General features: G+C 72.8%; 18 protein-coding genes. 8 read left to right on the forward strand and 10 right to left on the reverse strand.

Annotation, left to right across the window (positions count from 1 at the left end):
* Positions 1–93 precede the first annotated feature (93 nt).
* Together ACFV9O_RS07910 and xylA are read right to left on the reverse strand one after the other, a co-directional pair.
* Positions 94–1,374: an ROK family protein gene (locus tag ACFV9O_RS07910; protein ID WP_385413776.1), complete on the reverse strand. Its 1,281-nt coding sequence runs from the start codon at positions 1,372–1,374 to the stop codon at positions 94–96.
* 137 nt (positions 1,375–1,511) lie between these two features.
* On the reverse strand, positions 1,512–2,684 hold the full coding sequence (gene xylA / locus ACFV9O_RS07915) for a xylose isomerase (RefSeq protein ID WP_385413779.1): 1,173 nt from the start codon (positions 2,682–2,684) through the stop codon (positions 1,512–1,514).
* A 296-nt stretch (positions 2,685–2,980) separates the two neighbouring features.
* On the opposite strand from xylA, the gene xylB reads away from it, so the two are divergent.
* Entirely contained in the window at positions 2,981–4,471 is a 1,491-nt protein-coding gene (xylB, locus tag ACFV9O_RS07920; protein ID WP_385413782.1) for a xylulokinase, read from the forward strand.
* Between the two features lie 92 nt (positions 4,472–4,563).
* A complete protein-coding gene (locus ACFV9O_RS07925; protein WP_385413785.1) occupies positions 4,564–5,388 on the forward strand; it encodes a DUF2785 domain-containing protein in 825 nt (274 codons plus the stop codon).
* 6 nt (positions 5,389–5,394) lie between these two features.
* On the opposite strand, the gene ACFV9O_RS07930 is transcribed toward ACFV9O_RS07925, so the two are convergent.
* Complete coding sequence (locus ACFV9O_RS07930) at positions 5,395–6,189, reverse strand: hypothetical protein (protein WP_385413788.1); 795 nt, start codon at positions 6,187–6,189, stop codon at positions 5,395–5,397.
* A gap of 313 nt (positions 6,190–6,502) precedes the next feature.
* On the opposite strand from ACFV9O_RS07930, the gene ACFV9O_RS07935 reads away from it, so the two are divergent.
* Together ACFV9O_RS07935 and ACFV9O_RS07940 are read left to right on the forward strand one after the other, a co-directional pair.
* A complete protein-coding gene (locus ACFV9O_RS07935; protein WP_385413790.1) occupies positions 6,503–7,093 on the forward strand; it encodes an endo-1,4-beta-xylanase in 591 nt (196 codons plus the stop codon).
* Entirely contained in the window at positions 7,071–9,896 is a 2,826-nt protein-coding gene (locus tag ACFV9O_RS07940; protein WP_385413793.1) for an FG-GAP-like repeat-containing protein, read from the forward strand. Before ACFV9O_RS07935 ends, ACFV9O_RS07940 begins: the two co-directional genes overlap by 23 nt.
* 281 nt (positions 9,897–10,177) lie before the next feature.
* Here ACFV9O_RS07940 and ACFV9O_RS07945 read toward each other — a convergent pair whose 3' ends face one another.
* A complete protein-coding gene (locus ACFV9O_RS07945) occupies positions 10,178–10,915 on the reverse strand; it encodes a hypothetical protein (protein ID WP_385413795.1) in 738 nt (245 codons plus the stop codon).
* Between the two features lie 261 nt (positions 10,916–11,176).
* Here ACFV9O_RS07945 and ACFV9O_RS07950 point away from each other — a divergent pair, with 261 nt between their 5' ends.
* The gene (locus ACFV9O_RS07950) at positions 11,177–13,690 is read left to right on the forward strand and encodes a SpoIIE family protein phosphatase (protein WP_385413797.1); all 2,514 of its coding nucleotides are present in this window, start codon (positions 11,177–11,179) and stop codon (positions 13,688–13,690) included.
* Positions 13,691–13,943: 253 nt separating this feature from the next.
* On the opposite strand, the gene ACFV9O_RS07955 is transcribed toward ACFV9O_RS07950, so the two are convergent.
* Entirely contained in the window at positions 13,944–14,867 is a 924-nt protein-coding gene (locus ACFV9O_RS07955) for a MurR/RpiR family transcriptional regulator (RefSeq protein WP_385413800.1), read from the reverse strand.
* A 120-nt stretch (positions 14,868–14,987) separates the two neighbouring features.
* Positions 14,988–15,629, reverse strand: a complete 642-nt coding sequence (locus tag ACFV9O_RS07960; RefSeq protein WP_385413802.1) for a TetR/AcrR family transcriptional regulator — start codon at positions 15,627–15,629, stop codon at positions 14,988–14,990.
* Between the two features lie 286 nt (positions 15,630–15,915).
* On the opposite strand from ACFV9O_RS07960, the gene ACFV9O_RS07965 reads away from it, so the two are divergent.
* Positions 15,916–17,997: a SpoIIE family protein phosphatase gene (locus ACFV9O_RS07965; protein ID WP_385413805.1), complete on the forward strand. Its 2,082-nt coding sequence runs from the start codon at positions 15,916–15,918 to the stop codon at positions 17,995–17,997.
* Positions 17,998–18,071: 74 nt separating this feature from the next.
* Here ACFV9O_RS07965 and ACFV9O_RS07970 read toward each other — a convergent pair whose 3' ends face one another.
* A complete protein-coding gene (locus ACFV9O_RS07970) occupies positions 18,072–18,551 on the reverse strand; it encodes an SPW repeat protein (RefSeq protein WP_385413808.1) in 480 nt (159 codons plus the stop codon).
* 120 nt (positions 18,552–18,671) lie between these two features.
* On the opposite strand from ACFV9O_RS07970, the gene ACFV9O_RS07975 reads away from it, so the two are divergent.
* A complete protein-coding gene (locus ACFV9O_RS07975; RefSeq protein WP_385413811.1) occupies positions 18,672–19,127 on the forward strand; it encodes a VOC family protein in 456 nt (151 codons plus the stop codon).
* Between the two features lie 93 nt (positions 19,128–19,220).
* On the opposite strand, the gene ACFV9O_RS07980 is transcribed toward ACFV9O_RS07975, so the two are convergent.
* Positions 19,221–20,885, reverse strand: a complete 1,665-nt coding sequence (locus ACFV9O_RS07980; protein WP_385413814.1) for an amidohydrolase — start codon at positions 20,883–20,885, stop codon at positions 19,221–19,223.
* A gap of 20 nt (positions 20,886–20,905) precedes the next feature.
* Complete coding sequence (locus tag ACFV9O_RS07985) at positions 20,906–22,441, reverse strand: APC family permease (RefSeq protein ID WP_385413817.1); 1,536 nt, start codon at positions 22,439–22,441, stop codon at positions 20,906–20,908.
* A 136-nt stretch (positions 22,442–22,577) separates the two neighbouring features.
* Here ACFV9O_RS07985 and ACFV9O_RS07990 point away from each other — a divergent pair, with 136 nt between their 5' ends.
* A complete protein-coding gene (locus ACFV9O_RS07990) occupies positions 22,578–23,327 on the forward strand; it encodes a TetR/AcrR family transcriptional regulator (protein WP_385413818.1) in 750 nt (249 codons plus the stop codon).
* Here the strand turns inward: ACFV9O_RS07990 and ACFV9O_RS07995 are convergent.
* Positions 23,245–24,171: a DMT family transporter gene (locus ACFV9O_RS07995; RefSeq protein ID WP_385413820.1), complete on the reverse strand. Its 927-nt coding sequence runs from the start codon at positions 24,169–24,171 to the stop codon at positions 23,245–23,247. The genes ACFV9O_RS07990 and ACFV9O_RS07995 overlap by 83 nt on opposite strands.
* Between the last annotated feature and the right edge of the window lie 89 nt (positions 24,172–24,260).

Here is a 24,260-nt window from a genome sequence, read left to right on the forward strand (position 1 = left end):
GGACCAGCTGCTGTTGCCGCAGGCGAGTGCTGCGGCGGGCCGACCGCGGTTGTGCGCTGGAGACGTGAAGAGTTCCGGCAAAGTTTCGGGATCCTATGCCGGGACGGCCACGCGGCCGGGGTCGGCGAAGATCTCCTCCACGATGACGTCCGCCGCGCCGCGCACCGCCGCCGTGAAGCCCAGGGCCGAGCCGGTGACCCGGCACACCGCCGCATCGCCCGCCACGGCCCGCTCGCGCAGTTCGCGCATCGCGGCCGGCATGAGGTAGGGGGCGACCGCCGCGAAGTAGCCGCCGAGCACGATCACATCCGGATTGAGCAGATTGACCGGGATCGACAGGCCGATGCCGAGCCAGCGGCCGATCTCGTCCAGACCGGTGAGCGCCCGCGGGTCGCCCGCCGTGGCGCGGCGCAGCAGCTCGCCGGCCTGTTCCTGGGGGTCGTGGGACGCGGCGCCCGCCGAGATGCCCTCCGGGGTCATGCCGTCCGCCAGGTCCGGGGCGGCGAGACGCATTGCCGCGGGCAGCCCGACCTTGGTCTCCAGGCAGCCGCTGCGCCCGCAGGCGCAGCGCTCGCCCGCGGGGTCGACCTGGAGATGCCCGAGCTCGCCACTGAAGCCGCCGGAGCCGCGCAGCAGCCTGCCGCCGGCGACGATGCCCGCGCCGATGCCCGCCTCCCCGGTCACGTAGACCAGGTCGGCGGCGCTCGACCGGCCGTGGCCACGCTCGGCCAGGGCGGCCAGGTTGGCCTCGTTGTCGACGACGACGCTCACCTCGTCCGGCAGGTCGAGCAGCTCGCGCAGCAGCGCGGCGGCCGGGACGTCCCGCCAGTGCAGGTTCGGCGCGGAGCGTACGAACCCGGTGGCGATGTCCACGGGGCCGGGCACGGCGACACCGATCCCCGCCGTGTGGGCCCCGGCCCCGCGAGCGGCGTCGATCAGCTCGGCGGCGAGGCCGGCGAGCGTACGGATCGTGTGCTCGGCGTCCTGGTGCGTCGCGTCGTGCACGAGGCGCCGCTCCTGCAGCCGCCGGCCCGCGAGGTCCGTCGACCAGGCCGCCAGATAGCGGGAGTTGACCTCCAGGCCGAGGGCCGCCACTCCCCTGCCGTCGATCTCCAGCCGCCGGCCCGGGCGTCCGACCGTGCCGTCCTGCTGGTAGTCGGTCTCCCGCAGCAGCCGGCGCTCGATCAGCTCGGAGACGAGGCTGGAGACCGTGGCACGGGTCAGCCCGGTGTGCCGGGCGACGGTCGCCCTGGACAGCGGTCCCGCCGTGCGGACCTCGCGCAGCACGCGCACGAGGTTGACGCGGCGGACCGCTGCCTGGTCGACGGGGGCCGCCCCGGGGGAGCGAGCCGCTTCGGCGGCGCTCAGTGGCACGTACTCACTCCCTACCTGCCCTCGGCCGGACCGGACGGATCCGGCCGCAGGGATTGCGGCTCCCGATCGACGACGGACCGGTCAGGACGGCCGGTCGTCCTGACCGGTCAAGGACGACAGGTCAACCTATCCGCCGGTCAGCGGCGCACGCCGAGCAGGTGCTCCATGGCGAGCTGGTCGAGACGCTCGAAGGCCATCGAGCGCTCGGCCGCGGCCTGCACGTCGAACTCCTCGTAGGCGGAGGTGTCGGCGAGCAGTCCCTTGAGGCCGTCGGCTGCGGTCGGCTGCGCGAGCTCGTCGAGCCGGGACGCGACCAGCGCCTCCTGGACCTCGGCGTCGGCGCGGAATGCTGATGCGCGCTCCTTGAGGATCAGGTAGTTGCGCATGCAGTTCTTCGCGGACTCCCACACACCGTCGAAGCCGTCGGTGCGCACCGGCTTGAAGTCGAAGTGGCGCGGGCCCTCGTAGCCGGCCGTCTCCAGCAGGTCGACGAGCCAGAACGCCTGGCGCAGGTCGCCGGCGCCGAAGCGGAAGTCCTGGTCGTACTTGATGCCGGACTGGCCGTTGAGGTCGATGTGGTAGAGCTTGCCCGCCCACAGCGCCTGGGCGATGCCGTGCGGGAAGTTCAGGCCCGCCATCTGCTCGTGGCCGGTCTCCGGGTTGACGCCGACCAGCTCGGGGCGCTCCAGGCGCTCGATGAAGGCGAGGGCGTGGCCGATCGTCGGCAGGAGGATGTCGCCACGGGGCTCGTTGGGCTTCGGCTCGATGGCGAAGCGCAGGTCGTAGCCCTGCTCGGTGACGTAGTCGCCGAGGAGGTCGAACGCCTCCTTCATACGGTCGAGCGCGACCCGCACGTCCTTGGCCGCACCCGACTCCGCGCCCTCGCGGCCGCCCCAGGCGACATAGGTGCCGGCACCCAGCTCGACGGCGAGGTCGATGTTGCGAATGGTCTTGCGCAGGGCGTAGCGGCGAACGTCGCGGTCGTTGGCGGTGAAGGCGCCGTCCTTGAAGACCGGGTGCGTGAAGAGGTTGGTCGTCGCCATCGGCACCTTGAGACCGGTGCGCTCCAGCGCGTCCTTGAAGCGCTTGACGGCCGTTTCGCGCTGGGCGTCGGAGGAGCCGAACGGGATCAGGTCGTCGTCGTGGAAGGTCACGCCGTACGCACCGAGCTCGGCCAGGCGCTCGACGGACTCGACCGGGTCGAGGGCCGGGCGGGTGGCCTCGCCGAAGGGGTCGCGGCCCTGCCAGCCGACGGTCCACAGACCGAACGTGAACTTGTCCTGCGAGGTGGGAGTGAACTGCTCCGACATGCTGCGGCCCCTTGGATGACGGCGGCTCGGGATTTGTTTGTCCTCTAACCAATACCTCATGGAAGACGTCCCGCCAAGGCCCCGGCAAAGCCCCCGAGAGCCCTGGGAGGTGCGGTGCGGACGCTCGCCTGCCCCTGGCATTCAGCCGATTGGCGGTGCTTGACGGGCGCACGCGGCATGGACATATTTTGTTCTTCGTATAACCAAAAAACCTTCGGGCGCCAAGGCGCCCGGACCCGCCCTGATCCGATCCGTCCGTCCGTCCCTGGCTCCATGAATCACCAGTGAGGTGCGCAGTGCCGACACCGACATCGCCCGTCGTGATCGGGGTGGACAGCTCCACCCAGTCCACCAAGGCGGCCGTCACGGACGCCGTCACCGGCCGGATCCTGGCGGTGGGGCGCGCACCCCACACCGTCACGGGTGACGGCGGCGCGCGGGAGACCGACCCCGAGGAGTGGTGGCAGGCCCTGCGCGAGGCCGTCGCCCTCGCCCTGAAGGAGTCCGGTACGGATGCGTCGGCCGTGACCGGCATCGCGGTCGCGGGCCAGCAGCACGGCCTGGTCACCCTGGACTCCGCGGGCCGCCCGCTGCGCCCCGCCCTGCTGTGGAACGACACCCGCTCGGCTCCGCAGGCCGCTGCGCTCACCGAGGCGCTCGGTGGTCCGGACGCGTGGCTGGCCCGCTCCGGCTCGGTGCCCGTCGCCTCGATGACCGCCGCCAAGTGGCAGTGGCTGCGGGAGCACGAGCCCGCCACCGCCGACGCGGTCGCCGCCGTGCGCCTGCCGCACGACTTCCTCACCGAGCGGCTGACGGGCGTCGGGGCGACCGACCCGGGCGACGCGTCGGGCACCTGCTGGTACTCCACCGCCACCGGTACGTACGACCCCGGCCTGCTCGACCTCGTCGGCCTCGACGCGGCGCTGCTGCCGGCCGTGGCCGCGAGCGGCGCCGAGCGGGTGGGCTCCCTGAGCCGCGCGGCCGCCGGTGCGCTCGGCCTGCCCCAGGGCATCGCGGTGGCCGCCGGCACGGGCGACAACATGGCGGCCGCGGTGGGGCTCGGCCTCGGCGCCGGGGGACTGCTCGACCACCCCGTGGTCAGCCTCGGCACCTCGGGCACCATCTTCGCGGCCACCCGCACACGGCCCGCATCGGCCGCGCTCGCCGGGTTCGCCGCCACCGACGGCAGCTATCTGCCGCTCGCGTGCACCCTCAACTGCACGCTCGCGGTCGACAAGGTCGCGGAGCTGCTCGGCCTCGGCCGGGAGGACGCGGAGCCCGGCGGCGAGGCGGTCCTGCTGCCGTACCTCGACGGCGAGCGCACGCCCGACCTTCCCCATGCCTCGGGTCTGCTCACCGGCCTGCGCCACGCGACCACGGCACGTCAGCTTCTCGGCGCGGCCTACGAGGGTGCGGTCTTCACCGTGCTGCGCGCGCTGGACGAACTCGTGGCCGCGGGCGGCCTCGACCCCGAGGAGCCCGGCGTACGGTCGCGGCCCCTCCGCCTGATCGGCGGCGGTGCGCAGGGTCGCACGTGGGTCGAGACGGTACGCCGCCTCTCGGGCCGGCCCGTCCTGATCCCCGAGGCCCAGGAACTCGTCGCACTGGGCGCCGCGGCGCTCGCGGCGGGCGCCGCGACGGACGCCGATCCGGTGGCCGTCGCCACGGACTGGGGCACGGGCCGGGGCCGCGAACTGCCCGCCGTGGCACGGGACCAGGCGGCGTGGGACAGGATCGAATCGGTACTCGGCGAAGCGGGCGGATGGTTCGCGCGGGCGGGACGCTGAGCTTGTCGCCCAACGCTCGAGGGACGCATCGGTGACCCGGTCTCAGAAATCGCGTTGCGGGTGTTTCTCACGCCTGTGTACGGTCCCGGGCCGTGATCATTGACTGGGAGGAAGTGTGCGACACCGGGTTCGTTGTGCCTGCCGGTGCCGATCTCGACGTACTCACCGCTGAGCTCTCACGGTGCCTGCGTGACCCCGATCCAGAGATACGTGATGGTGCTCCGTACGTGGTGCTGCGCACGTGGATCGCCCGGGACGTCATCGCGGGTGAACGCCGGATCCGGCTGGGTGATGAGATGGCGGCCCGGTTCACCGACTCGCAGATCCAGGCCCGTACGTTTGCGCCGCTGGTCCTGGACATGATTGTCAGCCGGGGCGATTTCAGGCAGTCCTGGCTGGACGCGTTCACCACCTGGTTCGCGGCCGAGACCGATCTACAGGGCTACGATCCCGTGCTCGGCTGGCTGCACGCGGTCGCCCATGGAGCCGATCTGCTGGGAACCTTCGGGCGGCTGCCCCAGGTCGACCCGGCCGGCATGCTGGACCTCGCGGCCGAACGCATGCTGACGCGCACCAGCTATGTCTATGACCAGCAGGAGGACGACCGCCTCGCCGGTGCCGTCGCCCGGGTGCTGACTCGCCCGGAACTGACCGTGCAGGCGTCGACGTCGTGGCTCGACGCGATCCAAGCCGACTTCGAGGCCGTCTCCCGCAGGACGATGAAGCCCGTGTACGCGTCCAACGCCATGCGGACCCTCAGGACGCTCTATGTGCTGGCCGATCAGGGTGTCCCACTGATTCCCTTCGGGCCGCCGCACGCCCTCACCCACGGTGACGCGGTCAGGGCGCGGCTCGCCGAGGTCCTCGCGCCCGTCTTCGGACACCCGCCGGTCAAGGACTTCCCCGCCGAGGGGTGACGCTCGTCAGGAGCGCGGAGCCTCGCCGGTGATGCGGGCCAGCAGGGTTCGGGCCTCCTGGATGCGGGGGTGTTCCGGATGCAGGAACTGCTCGCAGTCGGCGACTGCCTGACGGGCTGTCACTTCCGCTTCGGCGCGGCGGCCGAGACCGTCGAGGGCCATGGCGGTGACGATGCCCGCGGATCCGCTGCCGGCGCGGGCCGAGTGCGGGGGAAGCCGACGAGCCTCGGACAGAGCCTCCTCGTAACGCTCCTGCCCGTTCAGGCTGCGCACCAGAAGACAGTGCAAGGCGGCCGCCATGGGCCCCTCCGTCCGGTACAGATTGCCCTGGGCTATGGCCTCCGCCTCCTTGTAGCGGCGCTGACCGCACAGCGCCTCCGCCATGGTGCCCAGAGCGGCCAGCTCGATCCTCCACACCTTGGTGAGGTGCGCGATGCGGGTCGTGGCGCGCAGGACGTCCTGCGCCTCGGCCTCGGCCTCCGTGTACCTCTCCCGCCGGACGAGGACGGCCGCCCGGATCACCCGGGCGAGCAGCAGCAGTGCCCGATCGGAGCCCTCCGTCTGTTCCAACTCCTCGATCAGGGCGTCCAGCTCGGCCGGCACACCGGAGCCACGCCCGTGGGCGACGGCCGCCGTGGTGGCGACGACCCTGGCCGACCAGACCACAGCGCGACTCCGGCGACGCCGGCCACGCCGGGCGGCTGCCGCAAGAGCGATCGCCCCGGCCTCGGCCTCCTCGTACCGGCCCTCCTCGAACTGGTCACGGAGGCGGCCGAGGGCCTCGACCTGAGAGCGGGACACACCGCTACGGGCCAACCTCAGCCGCCGACGACCCGATGCTGTCCGTATGAGCTTCACAAGGCGCGAGGCTACGTGACGTGGGCATGCGGCGTCCCCTCGGCGGTGAGGACGCCCGCGAGGGAGAGGCTCGGTCGGGCAGGGCCGCGGTGAGGTCCACCTCGACGAACTGTCCGCCGAAGCCGAGTTGAGTGGATGGCGCCGTTCCTGTCCTGGTCGGGGGTCCTCTCCCACGCCGTCGTCCCCGGCAATCCCGTCTCACCGATGTCGAGGCCGCCTTCGGGCTGCACCGGCCTTCACCGAGGTCAACGTACGGATGACGCTGCCGGCCGACGACACCGAGCCGGCCCGGCAGGCCGACGACTACCGCCGGCTGCTCGACGCCTGCCTCAACGTCCGGCGCTGCACGTCGTTCACGGTGTGGGGCTTCACCGACAAGTACTCGTGGGGGCCCGGCTGGTTCGAGGGGCCAGGGCGCGGCCAACCTGCTCGACGAGAATGTCGCGGCCAAGCCCGCCTGCACGGCGGTCCGCAGGGAGCTCGCCTCGGGGTGATGATCACGTCGCGTGACTGCCTGGTCACGGGTGTCGATGGGGTGGGGTGCCGAGCATCCGCACCCCACCCCGCGGCAGGAGGCGGGGCACGAGTCCGGGACGTCGGAAGGGTCGCTACGGGCCCGCCCCAGTGGGCGCCCGGGCAGGGCACCAAGCATGCCGACAATCTGGGCAGTTCAGCTGCTGTCAGGTCGGATCTCCCTCGCGGCAAGACCGGTGTGGTGATGCCGGTCACATATGCCGCCTCGGCCGTGATGTTTCGGGAAGCCGATGCGCTGGGTACGCCAGGTGCTCGCGCAACGGGAGTGCCTCCAGTGAACTTTCCGAGAGGTGGGGCAGTTGAGCCCGCGTAAGTCGCATGCGTACCGCCCGTTGGGCTGGAAGCGCCGAACCTGGCTGACGATCGGCGCCGTGGTGCTGGGCGGAGCGGGGGTGGTCACCGTGGCCACCGCCAATCCGTCGGATCCGCCGTCGAAGCCCGGCCTGCGGGAGCGGGCGGTCGCGCACCGCACGCTGGACCTGTCCAAGGGCGGCGCCAACGCGCGGGAGCTGCCCGCCACGGACGCCGAGCCGTTCTCGCTCGTCGGCATCGGCTGGGACGGTGCGACCACCGCAGTCGAGGGCACGGCGCAGGTCCGTACCCGCAGCGCGGAGACGGGCAAGTGGTCCGGCTGGCAGGCGGTCGACCTGGAGGCACACCTGCCCGAGGGCGCGGAGGCCAAGGGCGCACGGAGCGCGTCCGAGCCGTTGTGGGTCGGTCCGTCCACCGCCGTGCAGGTGCGCGTGAGTTCGGGCAAGGCCCTGCCCAAGGGCCTGAAGCTGCACATGGTGGACCCCGGAGTGAGCAAGGCGGAGGCGAAGAACCCCGCCGCTCCGGCCGCGCCCCTCAGCACGCCCGCCGAGGGCTCGGACATGGACAACGCCGCGTTCACGGTGGACGAGACCCCGGGCGCGACCGCGACCGACACGGTGGCCCCGACGGACACGGCCGTCCCGACGGACTCGGCGACGCCCACCGACCCGGCCGGGTCGACCGCTCCGGCCGACAGCGCGACGCCCACGGAACCGGCGACCCCGACCGACAGCGCGACGTCCACCGGCACCGTGACGCCGACGGACACGGCGACCGCCACGCCGTCCGACTCCGCGTCGCCCTCCCCCACCGCGACCAAGCCGGTACCGCTGCCCTCGACGGTCAAACAGCCGCCCATCATCAGCCGCGCCCAGTGGGGCGCCGACGAGTCGCTGGTCGACGACCCCGCCGAGTACATCGAGAAGGTCCAGGCGGTCTTCATCCACCACACCGTCGGAGCCAACAACTACAGCTGCGCCGAGTCGGCGGCCCTGGTCCGCGGCATCATGGACTACCACATCACGACCGAGGGCTGGAACGACCTCGGCTACAACTTCCTGGTCGACAAGTGCGGCCAGATCTTCGAGGGCCGCGCGGGCGGCATCGATCTGCCCGTCAAGGGCGCGCACACGTACGGCTTCAACAGCTACTCCACCGGTATCGCGCTGCTCGGGGACTTCGAGGGCGACGCGACGGCGACTCCCGCCAAGCCCGCGGGCAAGCCGTCGACCGCCGCACTGGAGGCGGCCGCGCGCGTGGCCGCCTGGAAGCTCGGCCAGGTCGGGGGCAACCCGAAGGGCACGGTCACGCTGACCGCCCAGGGCAACACCGGCAAGTACACCGAGGGCCAGCAGGCCACGCTGAACGTGATCTCCGGACACCGCGACGGCTTCGCGACCGCGTGTCCGGGGAAGAACCTCTACGCCAAGATCCCGGCGATCCGCACCTACGCGGCGGGCCCCGGCCGCAACTCCGCGATCCCGACGGCCGACTACAACCGCGACGGCATCACCGACATGGTCGCCGGCCTGCCGAAGACCGCGAGCGGCGCGGGGCGCGTCACCGTCGTGCCGGGTACCGTCGACGGGCCGAGCACCACTGTGCGCAAGAGCATCGACCAGAACAGCGCGGGCGTGCCCGACAGTGTGGAGCCCGGCGACGGTTTCGGTACGAGCTCGGCGTGGGCGGACTACAACGGCGACGGCCACGCGGACCTGTTCATCGGTACGCCCGGTGAGGACGCGTCGGGCCTGACGGACACCGGCTCGGTCACCATCCTGTACGGTCCGGGGCTCACCTCGGGCACCAGCGCGATGGCGCCGCTCGCGAACCGCACCAGCGGCGACAAGTTCGGCAGCGCCCTCGCCACGGGCGACTTCAACGCCGACGGCAAGGCGGACGTCCTGACGGTCGCCCCCGGAAAGCCCGGCCGCTGGTGGGCCCTCAGCAACGGCAGCCTGCCGAAGAGCGGCTACCTGGGCACCACGGCACACACCGCCGCCGTGCTGTACGCCTCCGCAGCGAGCGGCGACTTCAACAACGACGGCTACACCGACGCCGCCGTCTCCTACCGCGACACCGCCGGCGTCGGGCGGCTGCTCTGGCTCAAGGGCTCGGCCGACGGACTGGTACGGGTCGGCATCCTCGACGCCCGCGGCGGCCGCTCCCTTGCCGCCGGCGACCTGAACGGCGACGGCTACACCGACCTCGCCGTCGGCCAGCCGAGCGCGGCCGAGTCCGGTCACACCGCGAACGGCGGTGCGGTCACCGCGGTGTTCGGCTCGTCCACCGGCCTCACCTCCACCGGCCGCAAGACCTTCGGCCAGGACACGTCGGGCGTCCCGGACACCGGCGAGACCGGCGACGACATGGGCGCCTCGGTCTCGATCGGCGACGTCAACCTCGACGGATACGGTGACATCCTCACCGGCCTGCCGGGCGAGGACCTCACCCGCGGCGGCGTCAACCAGGCCAACGCGGGCCAGGTGATCCTCCTGCGCGGCTCGGCCACCGGCCCTACGGCCACCGGCGCGGTCGCCTACCACCAGGACACCGCCAACGTACCCGGCTCGACCGAGCCGAACGACCGGCTCGGCTCCGCCGTCTCGCTGACCGACCTGTCCGGCTACTCCCGGGCGGACCTGGCCATCGGCGCCGACGGTGAGGACGCGAACAACGGTGTGATCCTCCAGCTCGACAACAGCAGTACGCAGGGCATCGTGGCGTCGTCGGGCTTCTACTACGGGGTGACGACCCTCGGCGCGCCCACGGGCGTCGGGATCGGCAAGCAGATCACGCCGTAACGCGTCGCGCGTCACACCACACAGGCAACGGCCGGGGTCCCAGGAGAAGGGGACCCCGGCCGTTCACCGTTCACATTCCCCGCTCCACAGGGCAGGCGTGAGCAGGATGCGTGGGGTGCACGCGTGAGGGGTGCGTGCGCGGGATGAGCAGGGCGCGGATTCAGGCGCAGGTGTGAGGTGCACGCGTACAGGTGCACGCCTGAAGGCGCACACGTGAAAGTGCACGCGTGAAAGTGCACGGGTCGGCCGTACGTGTGGAGCGCGCGTCAACCGCGCGCGGATCACGGCGCCTTGGACGGCCCGGCACCGGGCCTCGCGTCGCCCGTCCCGCCGGGCTCCCTGTCGGTGACGCGGGGCTGCTGCTGGTCCTTGCCGCCCCCGGGCAGCTCTTCCGGGGTCTTCCTCGGCGACTGCGGGTGGAGCAGGCGTGCGCAGTACTCGGTGACGGCGTCCGGGCCGCCCGCGGCCTCTTCCAGACGCTGCCACGCGGTGGCCTCCAGTGCCTGGCCGTGCCCGGCCTTCGCCTCGTAGGCGCGGCAGCGCGCGACATCGGCCGCCCTGGCCTCGGCCGACAGGCCGGCCGAGGGGGGCACGGACGGCGTGCCCGCCGGCTCCTGCGAACCGGTGCTGTCCTGGCCGGCGGACCCGTCCTGCCGACCGTTCGAGACGCCGGGATGCGGGCGCGGCTTCTCTTCCTCCGGGTCGAACGGCGCCGGGACCGTGCCGGTCGCCATGGCGACGCCGCCGAGCATCAGCGTGCCGGCGAGCGCACCGAGGGCTGTCTTGATCCAGACGGTGCGGCGACGCTGCCCTGTCGTCCGCCAGTCGTCCCTTCGTCGCGGGGACGCGGACAGGGCCCCCGTGTCCCGGGCGGCGAGGAACGCGGAAAGGGCCCGTTCAGCAGCCTCAGCGTCCACCGGTGCCGGACGTGCGGCGGCCGTCAGCAGATCGTCGAGCGTTGCGGGCCGCCGCGTGCCGTCCCTGGAGTCCATGGCGTCCCCGGATCGATTTTCGGTCATCTCGCATCTCCCAGCGCATGCGAGCCCGAATCTGTCACATCTCCCTGTGGAGACCGGAGGCGGCCGCTCGCGAAGCCGTTGCGGCGTCTGCGTCCGGCGTCCGGCGTCCCGGAACGGTTCGCTCCCGGGGCCGGCGACCTCACCAAGATCGAGTACATCGTCCCCCGGGTTATTCAGGTCCGGTCACCGACTTGTGACCGGGTTTCCGTAGAGGAGACTGGGGAGCAGGGAAGACGTCGACGCAGGGCGAGGCTGGTGGCCATGGGTGCACCGGACGTCGGACAGGGCACGGGCGGCCGCGATGCGTACGCGCGGCCCGGCTGGGCTCGTGTGATGGTCGACGCGCGTGGTGTCGTGACCGGATGGAGCGCGGCCGCCCAGCAGTTGCTCGGCCACCCGGCGGACCGGGTACTGGGGCGCCCTGCGGCCGACCTGCTGGCCACGGCCGCGGAGCGGGCGCACGAGCCCGGCGACGCGGAGGGAGCCGCCGCGAGCGGCGCGGAGCGCGGCGCGATCCTGGCGCGGCATCGCGACGGCAGGCTCGTGCCCCTCCGGCTGGCCATCCGCGCCGAGGACCCCGCCGAGGCAGGGCAGTGGGCCGGTGCGCCGCGCTGGGAAGTGATGCTCGCCCCCGTGAAGCGACGCGAACCGGAGGGACGGTACGAGCCCGGACAAGGACGGGAGCCGGAGGGCGCCAGGCAGTCGGACCTTGACCGGGCGCTGCTGGAGGCGCTCTTCACGCAGTCGCCGGTGGGGCTCTTCGTCGTCGACCCGGAGCTTCGGCTGGTGCGGTACAACGCCGCGGCGGAAGGGATGCAGGGCACGCCGGCCTCTGAGGGGATCGGGAAGCGGGCGAGCGAGGTGTGGCCCGACTTCAGCGCGGAGTTGGCGGAGCGCATCCTGAAGCAGGTCCTGGAGACGGGTGAACCGGTGATCGGCTTCGAGAAGCACGGCAGGCCCCCCGGCGACCCGGGTCGCGAGCACGTCCACTCGGTCTCCGCGTTCCGCCTCGAGGACGCCGACGGCCGCGTCCTCGGCGCGGCCGACGCCTCGGTCGACGTCACCGAGCGCTATCTCGCGCAGCAGCGGCTGGCCGTGCTCGCCGAAGGCGGCGCCCGGATCGGCTCCACCCTCGACGTGATGCGCACCGCCCAGGAGTTGGCCGAAGTCGCGGTGCCGCGGCTGGCCGACAGCATCGCGGTCGAGGTCCTCGAGCCGGTGCTCGCGGGCGAGGACATCGCGCCCGGCCCGGTGCGGCCCGACTCCGTGCTGCGCAGGGCGGCGTCGCGTTCACGCCGGCACGGCGTACCGCAGGGTGCCTACGCGATCGGCGAGGAGAGCACGTTCCCCCTCGTCGCCCCGTCCACCCGGGTCCTCGCCGATCTGCGACCGCGCCTGATCAGCCCGCTGCACGCCGACAGCGACTGGGTGCTCCACGATCCCGTCCGCGGCCGGCGGATGCTGGACGAGAAGGTGCACTCGCTCATGTTCGTTCCCCTGGTCGCCCAGGACCGCGCCCTGGGCATCGCGACCTTCTACCGGTGGGGGGACGAGGGTCCCTTCCAGCAGAACGATCTCACCCTGGCCGTCGACCTCGGCCATCACACGGCCCTGTGCCTGGACAACGCCCGCCGGTACCTCCGTGAGCACAACTCCCTCGTGGCACTCCAACGCAGCCTGCTTCCGGCGGAGTTGCCGCAGAGCGGCGGGGTGGAGGTGGCCCACGAGTACGTCCACGCCGGCACCGGGGGCGGCTGGGTCGACGTCGTACCGCTGTCGGGAGCCCGGGTCGCACTCCTGGCGGGCGGCGCACCCGGACGCGGCCTGGGGTCCGCCGCCGCCGTGGGACGGCTGCGGGCGGCCGTGCACACGCTCTCGGACCTTGACCTGGAGCCGGACGAACTGCTCGCGCGCCTGGACGACCTGGTACGCCGCCTCGACAGGGACGACTCCCGGGCGGGCGCCGGTGAACCGCAGCCCGAGGAGGAGTCCGGGCCGCGCCCCGCGGGCGACGGCGCCGGGTGCACCCTCCTCTATCTGGTCTACGACCCCGTCACCCGGCGCTGCTCCGTGGCCGGGGCGGGCCATCCGGGCCCCGCCGTCGTCTACCCGGACGGGACGGCGAAGATCCTCGACATCCCGGCCACCGCCCCTCTCGGGCTCCCCGGACCCCCGTTCGCGCAGACCGAGGTGACGCTGCCCGAGGGTTCGGTGCTCGCGCTCTACACCAGCGGGCTCATGCAGGCGTACCAGGGCGACGGGGAGGAGTCCCGGCTCGCGGATCTGCTCGTGCGCTCGCGCGGCTCCGTGCGGGACACCGCCCGCGTGCTCACCGAGGCGCTGGTCCCGGAACGGCCCACCGAGGACGCGGCCGTGCTCGTGGCGCGTACGCACGCCCTCGGCTCGGGCCGGGTCGCTTCGTGGGACCTGCCGACGGACCCGGCCATCGTGTCCACGGCCCGCTCGCTCGTGACCCGCCAGCTCTCGTCGTGGGCCCTGGAGGAGGAGGCGTTCGCCACCGAACTCATCGCCAGCGAGCTGGTCACCAACGCCGTGCGGCACGCGAAGGCCCCCATCCGGCTGCGCCTGATCCGCGACCGCGTCCTGACGTGCGAGGTCTCCGACGGCAGCAGCACGGCCCCGCGGCTGCGGCATGCCCGCACGAGTGACGAGGGCGGCCGTGGGCTGTTCCTCGTCGCGCAGTGCTCCGAGCGCTGGGGAACGCGCTACACGCAGCAGGGCAAGACGATCTGGACCGAGCAGAAGCTCGCCTGACGCGCGCGAGGACGTTCGACCGCGCGTGAGGAGGTTTGCCGGCGGCCCCGGCCCAGGGGTTGCCCGGGGCCACCGGGGAACGGGCACTCCGAGGGGAGCGAAGTACCCGGTCAGAACACCGTGGGGCCGACGAGGAGGAGTGTCGTCCGCAGTGCCAGGAGTAGTAAATATATATACCGCCAAGTAAGCAAGGGTATGAAAAATTTCATGCTGCGCGCTGGCGTGAAACCCCCGGCCCCGGCGCGGGCCCCTGTCAGTACTCGAGGAAGAAGTCGTGCTGCTCGGCGGCCTGTTCGTACTTCTCCAGCCGGAGCTGCGTGCGCTCGGGGTCGGCGTCGGCCATGGCCTGAAGGATCGCCGCGCAAAGGACGCCCGGCGCCGCGTAGGAGTCGAAGACGAGACGGGATCCGGTGCCGGCGGTGAGCGCGACGTCGGCCTCGTCGACGAGGGGGCCGAGCGTGAGGTCCGTGATCAGGGCGACGCGCAGGCCCGTGCTGCGCGCGGAGCGCACCGCCGCGAGCGTCTCCTTGGCGTGCCGCGGCATCGCGAAGGCCAGCACCCAGGTCCCGCCCGCCTCCCGGGACTGGAGGAGCGCGTCGTAGGACACGCTTCCACCGCGGGAGACCAGGCGTACGTCCGGGTGGATGCGCCGGGCCGCGTACGCGACGTACTCCGCCAGCGACGCGGAGATCCGCAGCCCCAGGATCGTCAGGGGGACCGACCTGGCCAGTTCGCGGCCGAGGGCGAGCACCTGGTCGGTGTCGGCGAGGACGCGGCGCAGGCTCTCCAGGTTGGCGATTTCGGCGTCGACGGCGGCCTGGAGCTCGTTGCGGCGGAGCTCGTCCCCCGTGTCCGGGGAGCCGGCGAGCGCACTCAGTGCGATGGGCTGGAGGGCTTCCCTCAGCGCCGGGTAGCCGCTGAAGCCCAGCGACGAGGCGAAGCGCGTCACCGACGGCTGGCTCACGCCCACCCGTTCCGCGAGGTCCGTGATCGACAGGAACGCGGCCTCGGTCAGGTGGTCGGTGATGTACTGCGCGATGCGCCGCTGCCCAGGAGAGAGACGGTGACCGCCGAACAGAGCGCGGACCTTGTCCGCGGGGGACGGTTCCGTGTCCGGGGACTGCCGTCCCGGCGTGATCGCAGACGCCTGTGCCCGCGCCTGCTGCCCTGATGGCACCGTGTGCCTCCTTCTTGTCCCATTCGTGCTCAACATAGCGCGCCCCGCAGCGCGGCGGCCTGGTCCGCGGTCCGTCGTTCCGTCTGCTTCCCAGGCGTCCGGGCCGGGTTCACCGGGCCCTCAGGCCGAGGCCAGCAGGGCACGGGCCTGGTCCCGCGCGGCGCCGAGCGGGTCGTCGAAGACGCCGAGGCCGTACGCGACCAGCGCCCCTTCGTGCAGCAGCATCAGCGCCCGGCCCAGCTGCTCCGCCCGGTCCGGGGCGCTCGGGCCGGCGCCGCCCGGAGCGCTCGGAACGCTCGGAACGCTGTCGCGGGCCAGTCCGATGAACAGCGCGAGCATCCACGCCTTCTGGCCGGTGATGATCCCGTACGCGGGATGCCGCGGGTCGCCGATCTCCGCATGGGCGTTGACCATGCCGCAGCCGCGGGTGCAGTGCCGCGCCGACCAGTCGCGCGAGGCGTCGAAGACGGCGAGGACGCGGCCCTCGGGCGGATCCCCCGCGGCCGCCGCCAGGCGCTCGGAGAGGAATTCCCGCCAGCGTTCGTCCCGCGCGGCGAGATACTCCACGACCAGCTGTTCCTTGGAGCCGAACCGGTCGTACAGGGTCTTCTTCGTGACCCCCGCCTCGGCGGCGATCAGGTCGACGCCGACGGCGTGGATCCCGCGCTCGTAGAAGAGGTGCGTGGCGGCCTCCAGGGCGCGGTGTGCGCCGGGGGTCATCGCGATGCGGTGCGGGGCCGGGGCCGGTGCCGGGCTGACCATGGCGGCGAGTATACCGATCTGTTTACCGGGCGGCCCGCGCAGGGAAGCCGGTCCTCCTTGGTGGGAAGCGCTCCGTCCCGAGGACGGCCGGCCCCGGGATCGGCCCCGGAGCGGTCACCCGCCCGGAGCCGTCACCCGGCGGGCCTTTCGGTCACACTCCGGGGACGAAGCCGCACGCGGGGGGTGCATGTCCATGGTCGCGGAGGGAGTATGGAACGCGCGCGGATCCGATGGGGCGGGGGTCCGCACAAGTACGCCGCGAGGGCGTCGGGAGGAGCGGCTAGGGATGGGTGGCACGGACGCGTTCTCCGCCGGCCCGGCCCCGACCGGCCAGGTGGAGTTCGGGCCTGCCCCGCCGGGCGGACTGCTGGACGTCCTGCAGATGGCGGCGGTCGTGCTCGACGAGTCGGGCCGGATCTCGCTCTGGAGCCCCGCGGCCGAGGAACTGCTCGGCTACACCCCGGAGGAGGCACTGGGCGAGTACGCGGCCCGGCTGCTGGTCGCCGACGAGCACGTCGAGCTGGTGCTCGGCCTCTTCGCGCAGGTCATGGGCAGCGGCGAGAGCTGGGCCGGTGTCTTCCCCGTCCGGCACAAGGACGGCTGCATACGGCTCCTCGAGATGCGCAACATGCGGCTGCAGGACGTGCACGGCAGCTACTACGCGCTCGGCCTGGCCGCCGAGCAGGCCACGCTGCGCCGCGTGGAACGGGACCTCGCCCTGTCCGTACGCCTGGTGGACCAGTCCCCCATCGGACTCGCCGTGCTGGACTCCGACCTGCGCTACGTGGCGGTCAACCCGGCGCTGGAACGGGTCAACGGGATCCCGGCGGCGGAGCAGATCGGACGGCGGGCGGACGAGACGCTGCCGTTCCGGGACGACGGCACCATCGAGGCCGCGATGCTGAAGGTCCTGGAGACCGGGAAGCCGCTGCTGGACCGGCAGGTCCTCGGCAGGACGCCCGCCGACCCGGACACCGAACGGGCCTGGTCGGTGTCCCTGTACCGGCTCGAGGACCCCAGCGGACGGATCCTCGGCGTCGCCGCATCGGTCGTCGACGTCACGGACCGGCACCAGGCGGCCACGGAGGCGGAGCGGGCCAGGCACCGGCTCACCATGGTCGCCGACGCGTCGGTGCGCATCGGCACCACGCTGGACCTGCGCGAGACCGCCCGGGAACTGGCCGAGGTCGCCGTGCCCGAACTGGCCGACATCGCCGCCGTCGACGTCCTCGACTCCGCCGTCCAGGGCCGCCGCGAAGAGATCCCGGCGGGCGGCACCGCGGTCCTGCGCGCCCTCGCCGTGGCCGCGGCGGCCCCCACCCCCGCGGTCCGCGCGGCCGACCCTCCCGGCGAACTCGCCCGCTACGACTCGGACCGTCTGGTCACGAAGTGCGTGCAGACGGGCGAGCCGGTCGTGGTGCCCCACGTGGGCGCGGCGGACCTGCCGGGCATCGCGCGGGACGCCAAGGCCGCCGTCCTGCTCGCCGAGGCCGGCGTCCATTCGTATCTCGCCGTACCGCTCATCGCCCGCGGTGAGGTGCTCGGCGCACTCGATCTCAAGCGGTTCAGGAATCCGCTGCCCTTCGACGCCGACGACGTCGTCCTGGCGTCCGAATTGGCCGCCAGGGCGGCGGTGTGCATCGACAACGCCCGCTGGTACCAGCAGCAGCGCAACACCGCGCTGACGCTGCAGCGCAGTCTGCTGCCCCAGCAGCCGCCTCCCGTGGTGGGTCTGGAGGTCGCCTCCCGCTACCAGCCGGCCGGTACCGCCGGGGAGGTCGGCGGCGACTGGTACGACATCCTGCCGCTGAGCGGCGACCGGACCGCCCTGGTGGTGGGCGACGTCATGGGCAGCGGCATCAACGCGGCCACCGCCATGGGGCAGCTGCGCACCGCGACCCGGACGCTGTCCGTGCTCGACCTCGACCCGGCGCAGGTACTGCGGCACCTCGACGCGGTCACCGCCGGCCTCGAGTCGCACATCGCCACCTGCCTCTACGCCTGCTACGACCCGCACCAGGCCCAGTGCACCATCGCCACCGCCGGCCATCTGCCGCCGGTGCTGGTTCGGCCCGGCCACGCGCCGCGGCTGCTCGAACTGCCCACCGGCGCACCGCTCGGCGTCGGCGGCGTCCCGTTCCGCGCCGTCACTGTCGACCTCGACCCGGGCGACCGGCTCGTGCTCTACACCGACGGGCTCGTCGAGACCCGCGACGAGGACATCGACGTACGCCTCGACGTGCTGCTCGGGCTGCTCGACGACCCGCGGCCGGGGCTGGAGGAGACGTGCGACCGGCTCCTCGAGGCCCTGCGCAGCGGGACCGGCGAGGACGATGTGGCGCTGCTCATCGCCCGCGTACACGACTGACGCACACCCGGAAGGGCCCCGGCCCTCGGGCCGGGACCCTTCGTGGAGCGGAGCCCTTCGTGAAGCGGTGCGCGTCAGTGAAGCGGGTCGATGTTCGAGCGGCCGCCGCGGCGGGCCGCGGTGACACGGCGACCACCGGACGGGCCGCCGGCCGTGGCGGCCATGGCGAGGCCGAGGCACAGAGCCACGATGCCGACGATGACGTTGCTGACGATGCTGCGGGTCGTGGCGACGTCCCCGGCGACCACCCACGGAGCGATGATCGTCCACGCTCCGATGACGATGGCGGACCAGGCCATGGCGTGCGTCCGCTCGTACGCCGAACCGAACCCGCCCATGCAGAGGGCGTACGCAGCGCCGGTGATGAGGTTGCAGACGGCCAGCGTGGTGAGGCCGTTGAAGCCCGCTATCCACGGCGAGGCCGCCAGGTAGAGGCCCGTGAGGAGGGCCAGAGTCTCTATCGCCTGGGCGCGGGGCGTGGTGGTCGCCCGTTCGAAGCGGGCGCGCATCTCGGCCAGGTCGGGATGTTGCTCGATGCTCGGGTGTGTGGTCATTGCGGGCCGCCTCCCTCGGAAGCCTGAATTGACCCTTTCACCTGCAATGAAACGCTTTTTGTACCGTTCCGGTCAACGGCCTGGGAGGGCACTGTCGGACCTGTCTGGAAAGCTGCCGGCATGGAGACGACACTGCAGCTGACCATCGACTGTGCCGACCCGCGAAGGCTGGTCCCCTTCTGGTGCGAGGCCCTCGGCTACGTGCCCGAGCCGCCGCCGGGCGGGCATGCCACCTGGCGGGACTACTGGGCGGACATGGGGGTGCCCGAGGAGGAGCTCACCAACGGTGCGGGGGACGCGCCGGAGTCGATCGTCGATCCGGAGGGCCGGGGGCCGAGGGTGTGGTTCCAGCGGGTTCCGGAGCCGAAGGTGGTCAAGAACCGGGTGCACCTGGACCTGAAGGTGGGCGGTGGCCGGGCCGTGCCGGTGGCGGTCCGCACCCAGCGGGTCACCAGCACGGTGGAGCGGCTGACGAAGGCCGGCGCCACCGTGCTCCGCGTCATGGACGAGCCCGGTATGGAGTACTACGCGGTGGTGCTCCAGGACCCGGAGGGCAATGAGTTCTGCGTTGTGTGACGCCCTGTCCGGTCCGTCCGGCGTTCGCGTACGGACACGCGGGGCCGGCAGGTACCGGACGGGCGCAGGACGAGCCCGTCCGGTGAGCGAGCGTCAGGCGTCGGGCGCCGCGTGGACCCGCTCGCCTCCGACGTACGTCAGCGCGACCCGGGTCTCGGCGATGGCCTCCGGCGGACCCGCGTACGGGTCGCGGTCCAGGACGATCAGATCGGCGAGGGCTCCGGTGCGCACGGCGCCGGTGTCGTCGAGGTGGTTCACGTACGCCGAGCCCGCGGTGTACGCCGTGAGTGCGGCGGTCAGGCCGATGCGTTCGCCGGGCAGGAACACCGGCCCCGACTCCCCCGGCAGGACGCGGTTGACGGCGACATGGATGCCCTGGAGCGGGTCGGGGCTGCTGACCGGCCAGTCGCTGCCCGCGGCAAGGGTCGCCCCGGAGCGCAGCAGTGCGCCGAACGGGTACTGCCAGGCGGTCCGCTCCGGCCCGAGGAACGGGATGGTCAGCTCGTCCATCTGCGGTTCGTGCGCGGCCCACAGTGGCTGCATGTTCGCGGTCGCGCCGAGGCCGCGGAAGCGCGGGACGTCGTCGGGGTGCACGACCTGGAGGTGGGCCAGATGCGGGCGGGTGTCGGTGCGGCCGTTGGCGGCGCGGGCGGCCTCGACGGCGTCCAGGGCGTCGCGTACGGCACGGTCGCCGAGGGCGTGGAAGTGGGCCTGGAAGCCGAGCGCGTCCAGCTCGGTGACGTACGCGCCGAGGCGTGCCGGGTCGACGAAGCTGGTGCCGCGGTTGGCGGTCGCGCAGCCGCAGCGGTCCAGATAGGGGTCGAGGAGCGCCGCGGTGCCGTTCTCGGCGACCCCGTCGAGCATGAGCTTGACAGTGCCGGCGCGGAACCGGCCGTGGGTCAGCGCCTCCCTGCGCTCGACGAGTCCGGGGATCTGCTCGGCCCCGCGCTCGCGGTCCCACCACAGGGCGCCGACGACGCGGGCGGTGAGCAACCCGTCGCGGGCGGCGGCGCGATACGTGGCGGAGGGGTCGTCCATGCCGAGGAAATCGCCGACGAGCGCGTCCTGCCAGGCGGTGATGCCGAGGGCGTGCAGATGCCGCTGGGCGTGCAGGAGCGCGGCGAGCCGGTCGGCGGGCCCGGCCGAGGGCGCGATACGGCCGACGAGTTGCATCGCCCCCTCCTGGAGCATGCCGGTGGGCTCGCCCGAGGCGTCGCGCTCGATGCGACCGTCGGCGGGGTCGGGGGTGTCGCGGGTGATTCCGGCGAGCTGGAGGGCGCGGCTGTTGGCCCAGGCGCCGTGGTGGTCCCGGTTGGGCAGATAGACCGGCCGGTCGGGGACGACCGCATCGAGCGGCTCCTTCGTCGGCGTACCTCCTTCGAAGGCCTCCATGGACCAGCCGCCGCCGGTGATCCACTCCCGGTCGGGGTGGGCCGTGGCGTACGCCCGTACGGCCGCGAGTGTGTCATCGGCGGTGCTGGTCCCGGTGAGGTCGCACTGGGTGAGCTCGAGGCCCGCGGGGACCGGGTGGACGTGGGCGTCCTGGAAGCCGGGCATCAGCAACCGCCCGGCGAGGTCGACGACTTCGGTCTTCGGGCCGATCAGGTCGCGTACGTCGTCGGGGTGGCCGACGGCGGTGATCCGGTCGCCACTGACGGCGACCGCGGTCGGCCGGCGGTCGTCGGGGCCGGACGCGTCGGCGGCCGGGGTGAGGACGGGGCCGCCGGTGAGGACGAGGTCGGCATGGCGGGAGTGCATAGGGCTTTCCGTTTCTCTGGTCAGGAGGTGGTGGAGGAGGAGGAGGGGGCCGGCTCGGTGGCGAGCAGCCGGACGTCGTCGGCGTCGGTGCCTCGGCCGGTACGGAAGTAGGGGGACTTGCGGCCCCACTTGGCCCAGGCGGCGGCCACGAACCCGGAGACGATCATGATTCCCGGGACCAGCAGCATGAACCAGCCGTTGTCCGCGCTGACTTCGAAGTGGTCGGCCGCGCCGAGGAAGGACCAGGCGAGGTAGCCGCCGAGCGCGAGCAGGACGACGGCGCTGAGCGCGGGCAGGATCACCGCGCGGACCCCCTGCCACCAGGCCTCGCGCAGCAGCCCGCGGAACCGGACGGCGGCGGCCAGGGCGATCAGGGCGTAGGAGAGGGCGACGACGATGCCGATCGCGTTGACCGCGGCGAGGATCATGTCGGCGAGCTCGGGGATGACCAGGGCCAGTACGGCGACGGTGCCCGCGAGTGCGCCGATCACCAGCGTCCCGGCCGCCGGCGTCCCGTACCGGGGGCTGACCCGGGACCACACGGGCCCGACGGTACGGTCCCGGCTCATCGCGAACATGCCCCGGGCGGCCGGGATCACGCCTGCCTGCAGCGAGGCGACGGCCGAGAACATGAGGGCCACCAGCGGCAGCGCGGCCAGCGGCTGGGAGGCCAGCCGTTCGCCGAAGAACGCCAGTCCCTGGGCGCCGTGGCCCGCGAGTTCCTCCTCGCTCAGGACGCGCTGGAAGGCGACCGAGCCGAGCAGGAACAGCGCCAGCATCGTGAACAGGGTGGTGGTTCCGGCCCGCGACGCGTCGCGGGGCTCGTGGACCTCCTCGTTCACGGTGAACGCCGCCTCGAAGCCCCAGTAGCAGAAGACCGACAGCAGCAGTCCCTGCGCAAGCGCGGACGGCGACGGTATGGCGAGCGGGTTGAACCAGTCGAGGCTGAAGGCGTGCGGTCCGGTGACGATGCCGTAGCCGCAGAAGCCCAGCAGGACCAGGTACTCGAAGACGAGCAGCCAGCCCTGCAGCCTGGCCGCGGTGCGGACGCCGGTGACCGCGGTGAGGGTGACGGCGGCGAGGACCAGGATGCCCACCGCGGTCGTCTGGGCCGTGGAGTCCGGGTCCAGGACGAGTCCCGCCACCTCGTGGAGACCTGCCTGCCCGGCCAGTTGGAGGATCGCGGACCCGGTGACGGCCGTGGTGTAGGCGAGGAAGACGACCGTGGCGACGATGGCCAGCCAGCCGACGAGGAATCCGAGCCAGGGTGTGAGGGAACGGCCCACCCACACATAGCCGTTTCCGGCGTTCGGCTCGACCCGGTTGAGCCGGGAGAAGGCGCCGGCGATGCCGAGGACGGGCAGAAAGGCCACCAGCATGATCGCGGGCAGATGCAGCCCGACCACTCCGGCCGTGACGCCGAGGCCGATGCCGATGCTGGTGGTCGCCGCCGTGCTGGAGGCGGCGATGGCGACGCCGTCCACGACGCCGAGGGACTTCCGCAGGGCGGCAGGCGCGGGAGGGTCCGCGCCGTAGGGGGTGTTCCTCGCTGTCATGGCAGCTCCGCTCGCACCGAAGGGGCCTTGGCCGGCCCCGGTGACCGCACATGAAACTGGCGCCGGGCTTCACAGGTCAATGGCGTTGTCATAAGGTGCCCCGGACCAGGACACCCTCTCGGTGAGGAGGACGCCGATGAGTGAACGCGTCGTACCGCCGGCGGCCCGGCGGCGCAGACGTCCGACCAAGCAGGGCGTCGTGCTGTCCGAGGAGCTGATCGTCGAGACCGCCCTGCGGCTGCTGAAGGAGCACGGCTCGGACGCTCTCACGGTCCGCCGCCTGGGCCTCGCCCTGGGAGCCGACCCGAGCGCGCTGTACCGGTACTTCCGGGACACCGACGAGCTGCTGCTCGCCATCGCCGACGAGCTGATCGGCCGTACGCTGCGCGCCTGGCGGCCGACCGGTGACTGGCGCGCCGACCTGCGCTCCCTGGGCCTGCGGATGCACGCCGACTACCTCGCGCATCCGCAGGCGGCGGTGCTCAGCGCCTGCCGGGTGACGGGCCGCCTCCACGAGATCCGGGCGGTGGAGACGATGATCGGCGTGCTGCGGGGGGCCGGGTTCCCCGACGCCGAGGCGGTGCGGATCTACCACGCCTTCGTCGACCAGGCCCTGGCGTTCGCCGCGCTGGACTCGGCGGCCACGGCGCTTCCCGCGGCCGCGCGGGAGGCGGACGAGGCGGCCTGGCGGTCGACGTATGCGAGGCTGCCCGCCGGGACGCACCCCCATATCGCCGCCACGGCGCGGCATTTGGTGGCGGACATGAACCTCAGCGCCTACCCGAGGGCGCTCGACATGCTGCTCACGGCAGCTGCCGCCCGGCTGGAGGAGGTGACGGGCCCGGCGTCCCGGGCGACTCGCCGGCCGCCACGAGCGACCGGGTGAGCGGGACACGGGCCAGCGCGATGGCCCCGACGGCGATCAGCACGAGGCCGAGGAGCTGCGGCAGCAGCCACCAGCCGGAGCGCACCTGCTCCTCGTAGAGGGTGATGCCGAGCGCGACGCTCACCGTCGCGTCGCCGAGCGTGAGCGCGGGCTGCGAGGCGACCAGCGGTCCCCCTTGCAGCGCGTTCTCCAGCAGGAAGAGCGCGGTCCCGCCGGTCACGGCGAACGCGTAGGTCTGCCAGGCGGTGAAGAAGGCCGCGACTCCGTGGTCGTCCAGGGTGTGCGTCGCCGACTTCATGAGCGCCGCGGTCAGTGCGTAGCTGATCGCGGTGGCCGCGCCGAGGAAGGCCGCTCGGGCCCGCCCCTCGGGGCGCCGCAGCGCCACCGCGGCCAGGACGACGACCGCTCCGGCGCAGACGGCGAGGGCGGGCAGCCAGCGATGCATCGGGACCTGGGTGCGATTGCCCGTGGGGGCCAGGGCGGCGAGGGCGACGGCGAGACCCACCACCACACAGGTCACGGCCAGCCAGCCGGCCCGCGGCAGATGCCGGCGCATGAGGAGCGAGGCGACGATCAGCGCGAGCGGCAGTTCCAGGACGAAGATCGGCTGAACGACCGTCAGCGGCCCGGTGTTCAGGGCCAGGGCCTGGCACACCCCCGCGGCGATCACGGCGCCGATCCCGGCCAGCCAGAGGGGACGCCGCAGCAGATCGAGCATCAGCCCCGGGCGGAAGCCGGTGGCGCTGGGCACTTTGAGGGTCTCCTCGCGCTGCAGCACCGTGGCGAAGGCGTTGCTGAGAGCCGAGGCGAGGGCGAAAAGGACCGGGAGGAGGAGGGTGTGCACCGTACGACCTCCCGCCTCGACCCCCGGGCGGCGTCCCCGGACTTCCTGCCATGGTGACCCCCGTCCGCCGTCCCCCGCGACCGAACCGG

It is taken from the genome of Streptomyces sp. NPDC059909, from assembly GCF_042730885.1.
Classification (GTDB): Bacteria; Actinomycetota; Actinomycetes; order Streptomycetales; family Streptomycetaceae; genus Streptomyces.

Excerpts from the sequence above, each read along its gene's own strand:
- ACFV9O_RS07960 (WP_385413802.1), bottom strand. The coding sequence starts at position 15,629 with ATGGTCAGCCCGGCACCGGCCCCGGCCCCGCACCGCATCGCGATGACC.
- ACFV9O_RS07945 (WP_385413795.1), bottom strand. The coding sequence starts at position 10,915 with ATGACCGAAAATCGATCCGGGGACGCCATGGACTCCAGGGACGGCACG.
- ACFV9O_RS07935 (WP_385413790.1), top strand. The coding sequence starts at position 6,503 with ATGACGCTGCCGGCCGACGACACCGAGCCGGCCCGGCAGGCCGACGAC.
- ACFV9O_RS07975 (WP_385413811.1), top strand. The coding sequence starts at position 18,672 with ATGGAGACGACACTGCAGCTGACCATCGACTGTGCCGACCCGCGAAGG.
- xylA (WP_385413779.1), bottom strand. The coding sequence starts at position 2,684 with ATGTCGGAGCAGTTCACTCCCACCTCGCAGGACAAGTTCACGTTCGGT.
- ACFV9O_RS07980 (WP_385413814.1), bottom strand. The coding sequence starts at position 20,885 with ATGCACTCCCGCCATGCCGACCTCGTCCTCACCGGCGGCCCCGTCCTC.
- ACFV9O_RS07985 (WP_385413817.1), bottom strand. The coding sequence starts at position 22,441 with ATGACAGCGAGGAACACCCCCTACGGCGCGGACCCTCCCGCGCCTGCC.
- ACFV9O_RS07950 (WP_385413797.1), top strand. The coding sequence starts at position 11,177 with ATGGGTGCACCGGACGTCGGACAGGGCACGGGCGGCCGCGATGCGTAC.
- ACFV9O_RS07970 (WP_385413808.1), bottom strand. The coding sequence starts at position 18,551 with ATGACCACACACCCGAGCATCGAGCAACATCCCGACCTGGCCGAGATG.
- ACFV9O_RS07990 (WP_385413818.1), top strand. The coding sequence starts at position 22,578 with ATGAGTGAACGCGTCGTACCGCCGGCGGCCCGGCGGCGCAGACGTCCG.
- ACFV9O_RS07965 (WP_385413805.1), top strand. The coding sequence starts at position 15,916 with ATGGGTGGCACGGACGCGTTCTCCGCCGGCCCGGCCCCGACCGGCCAG.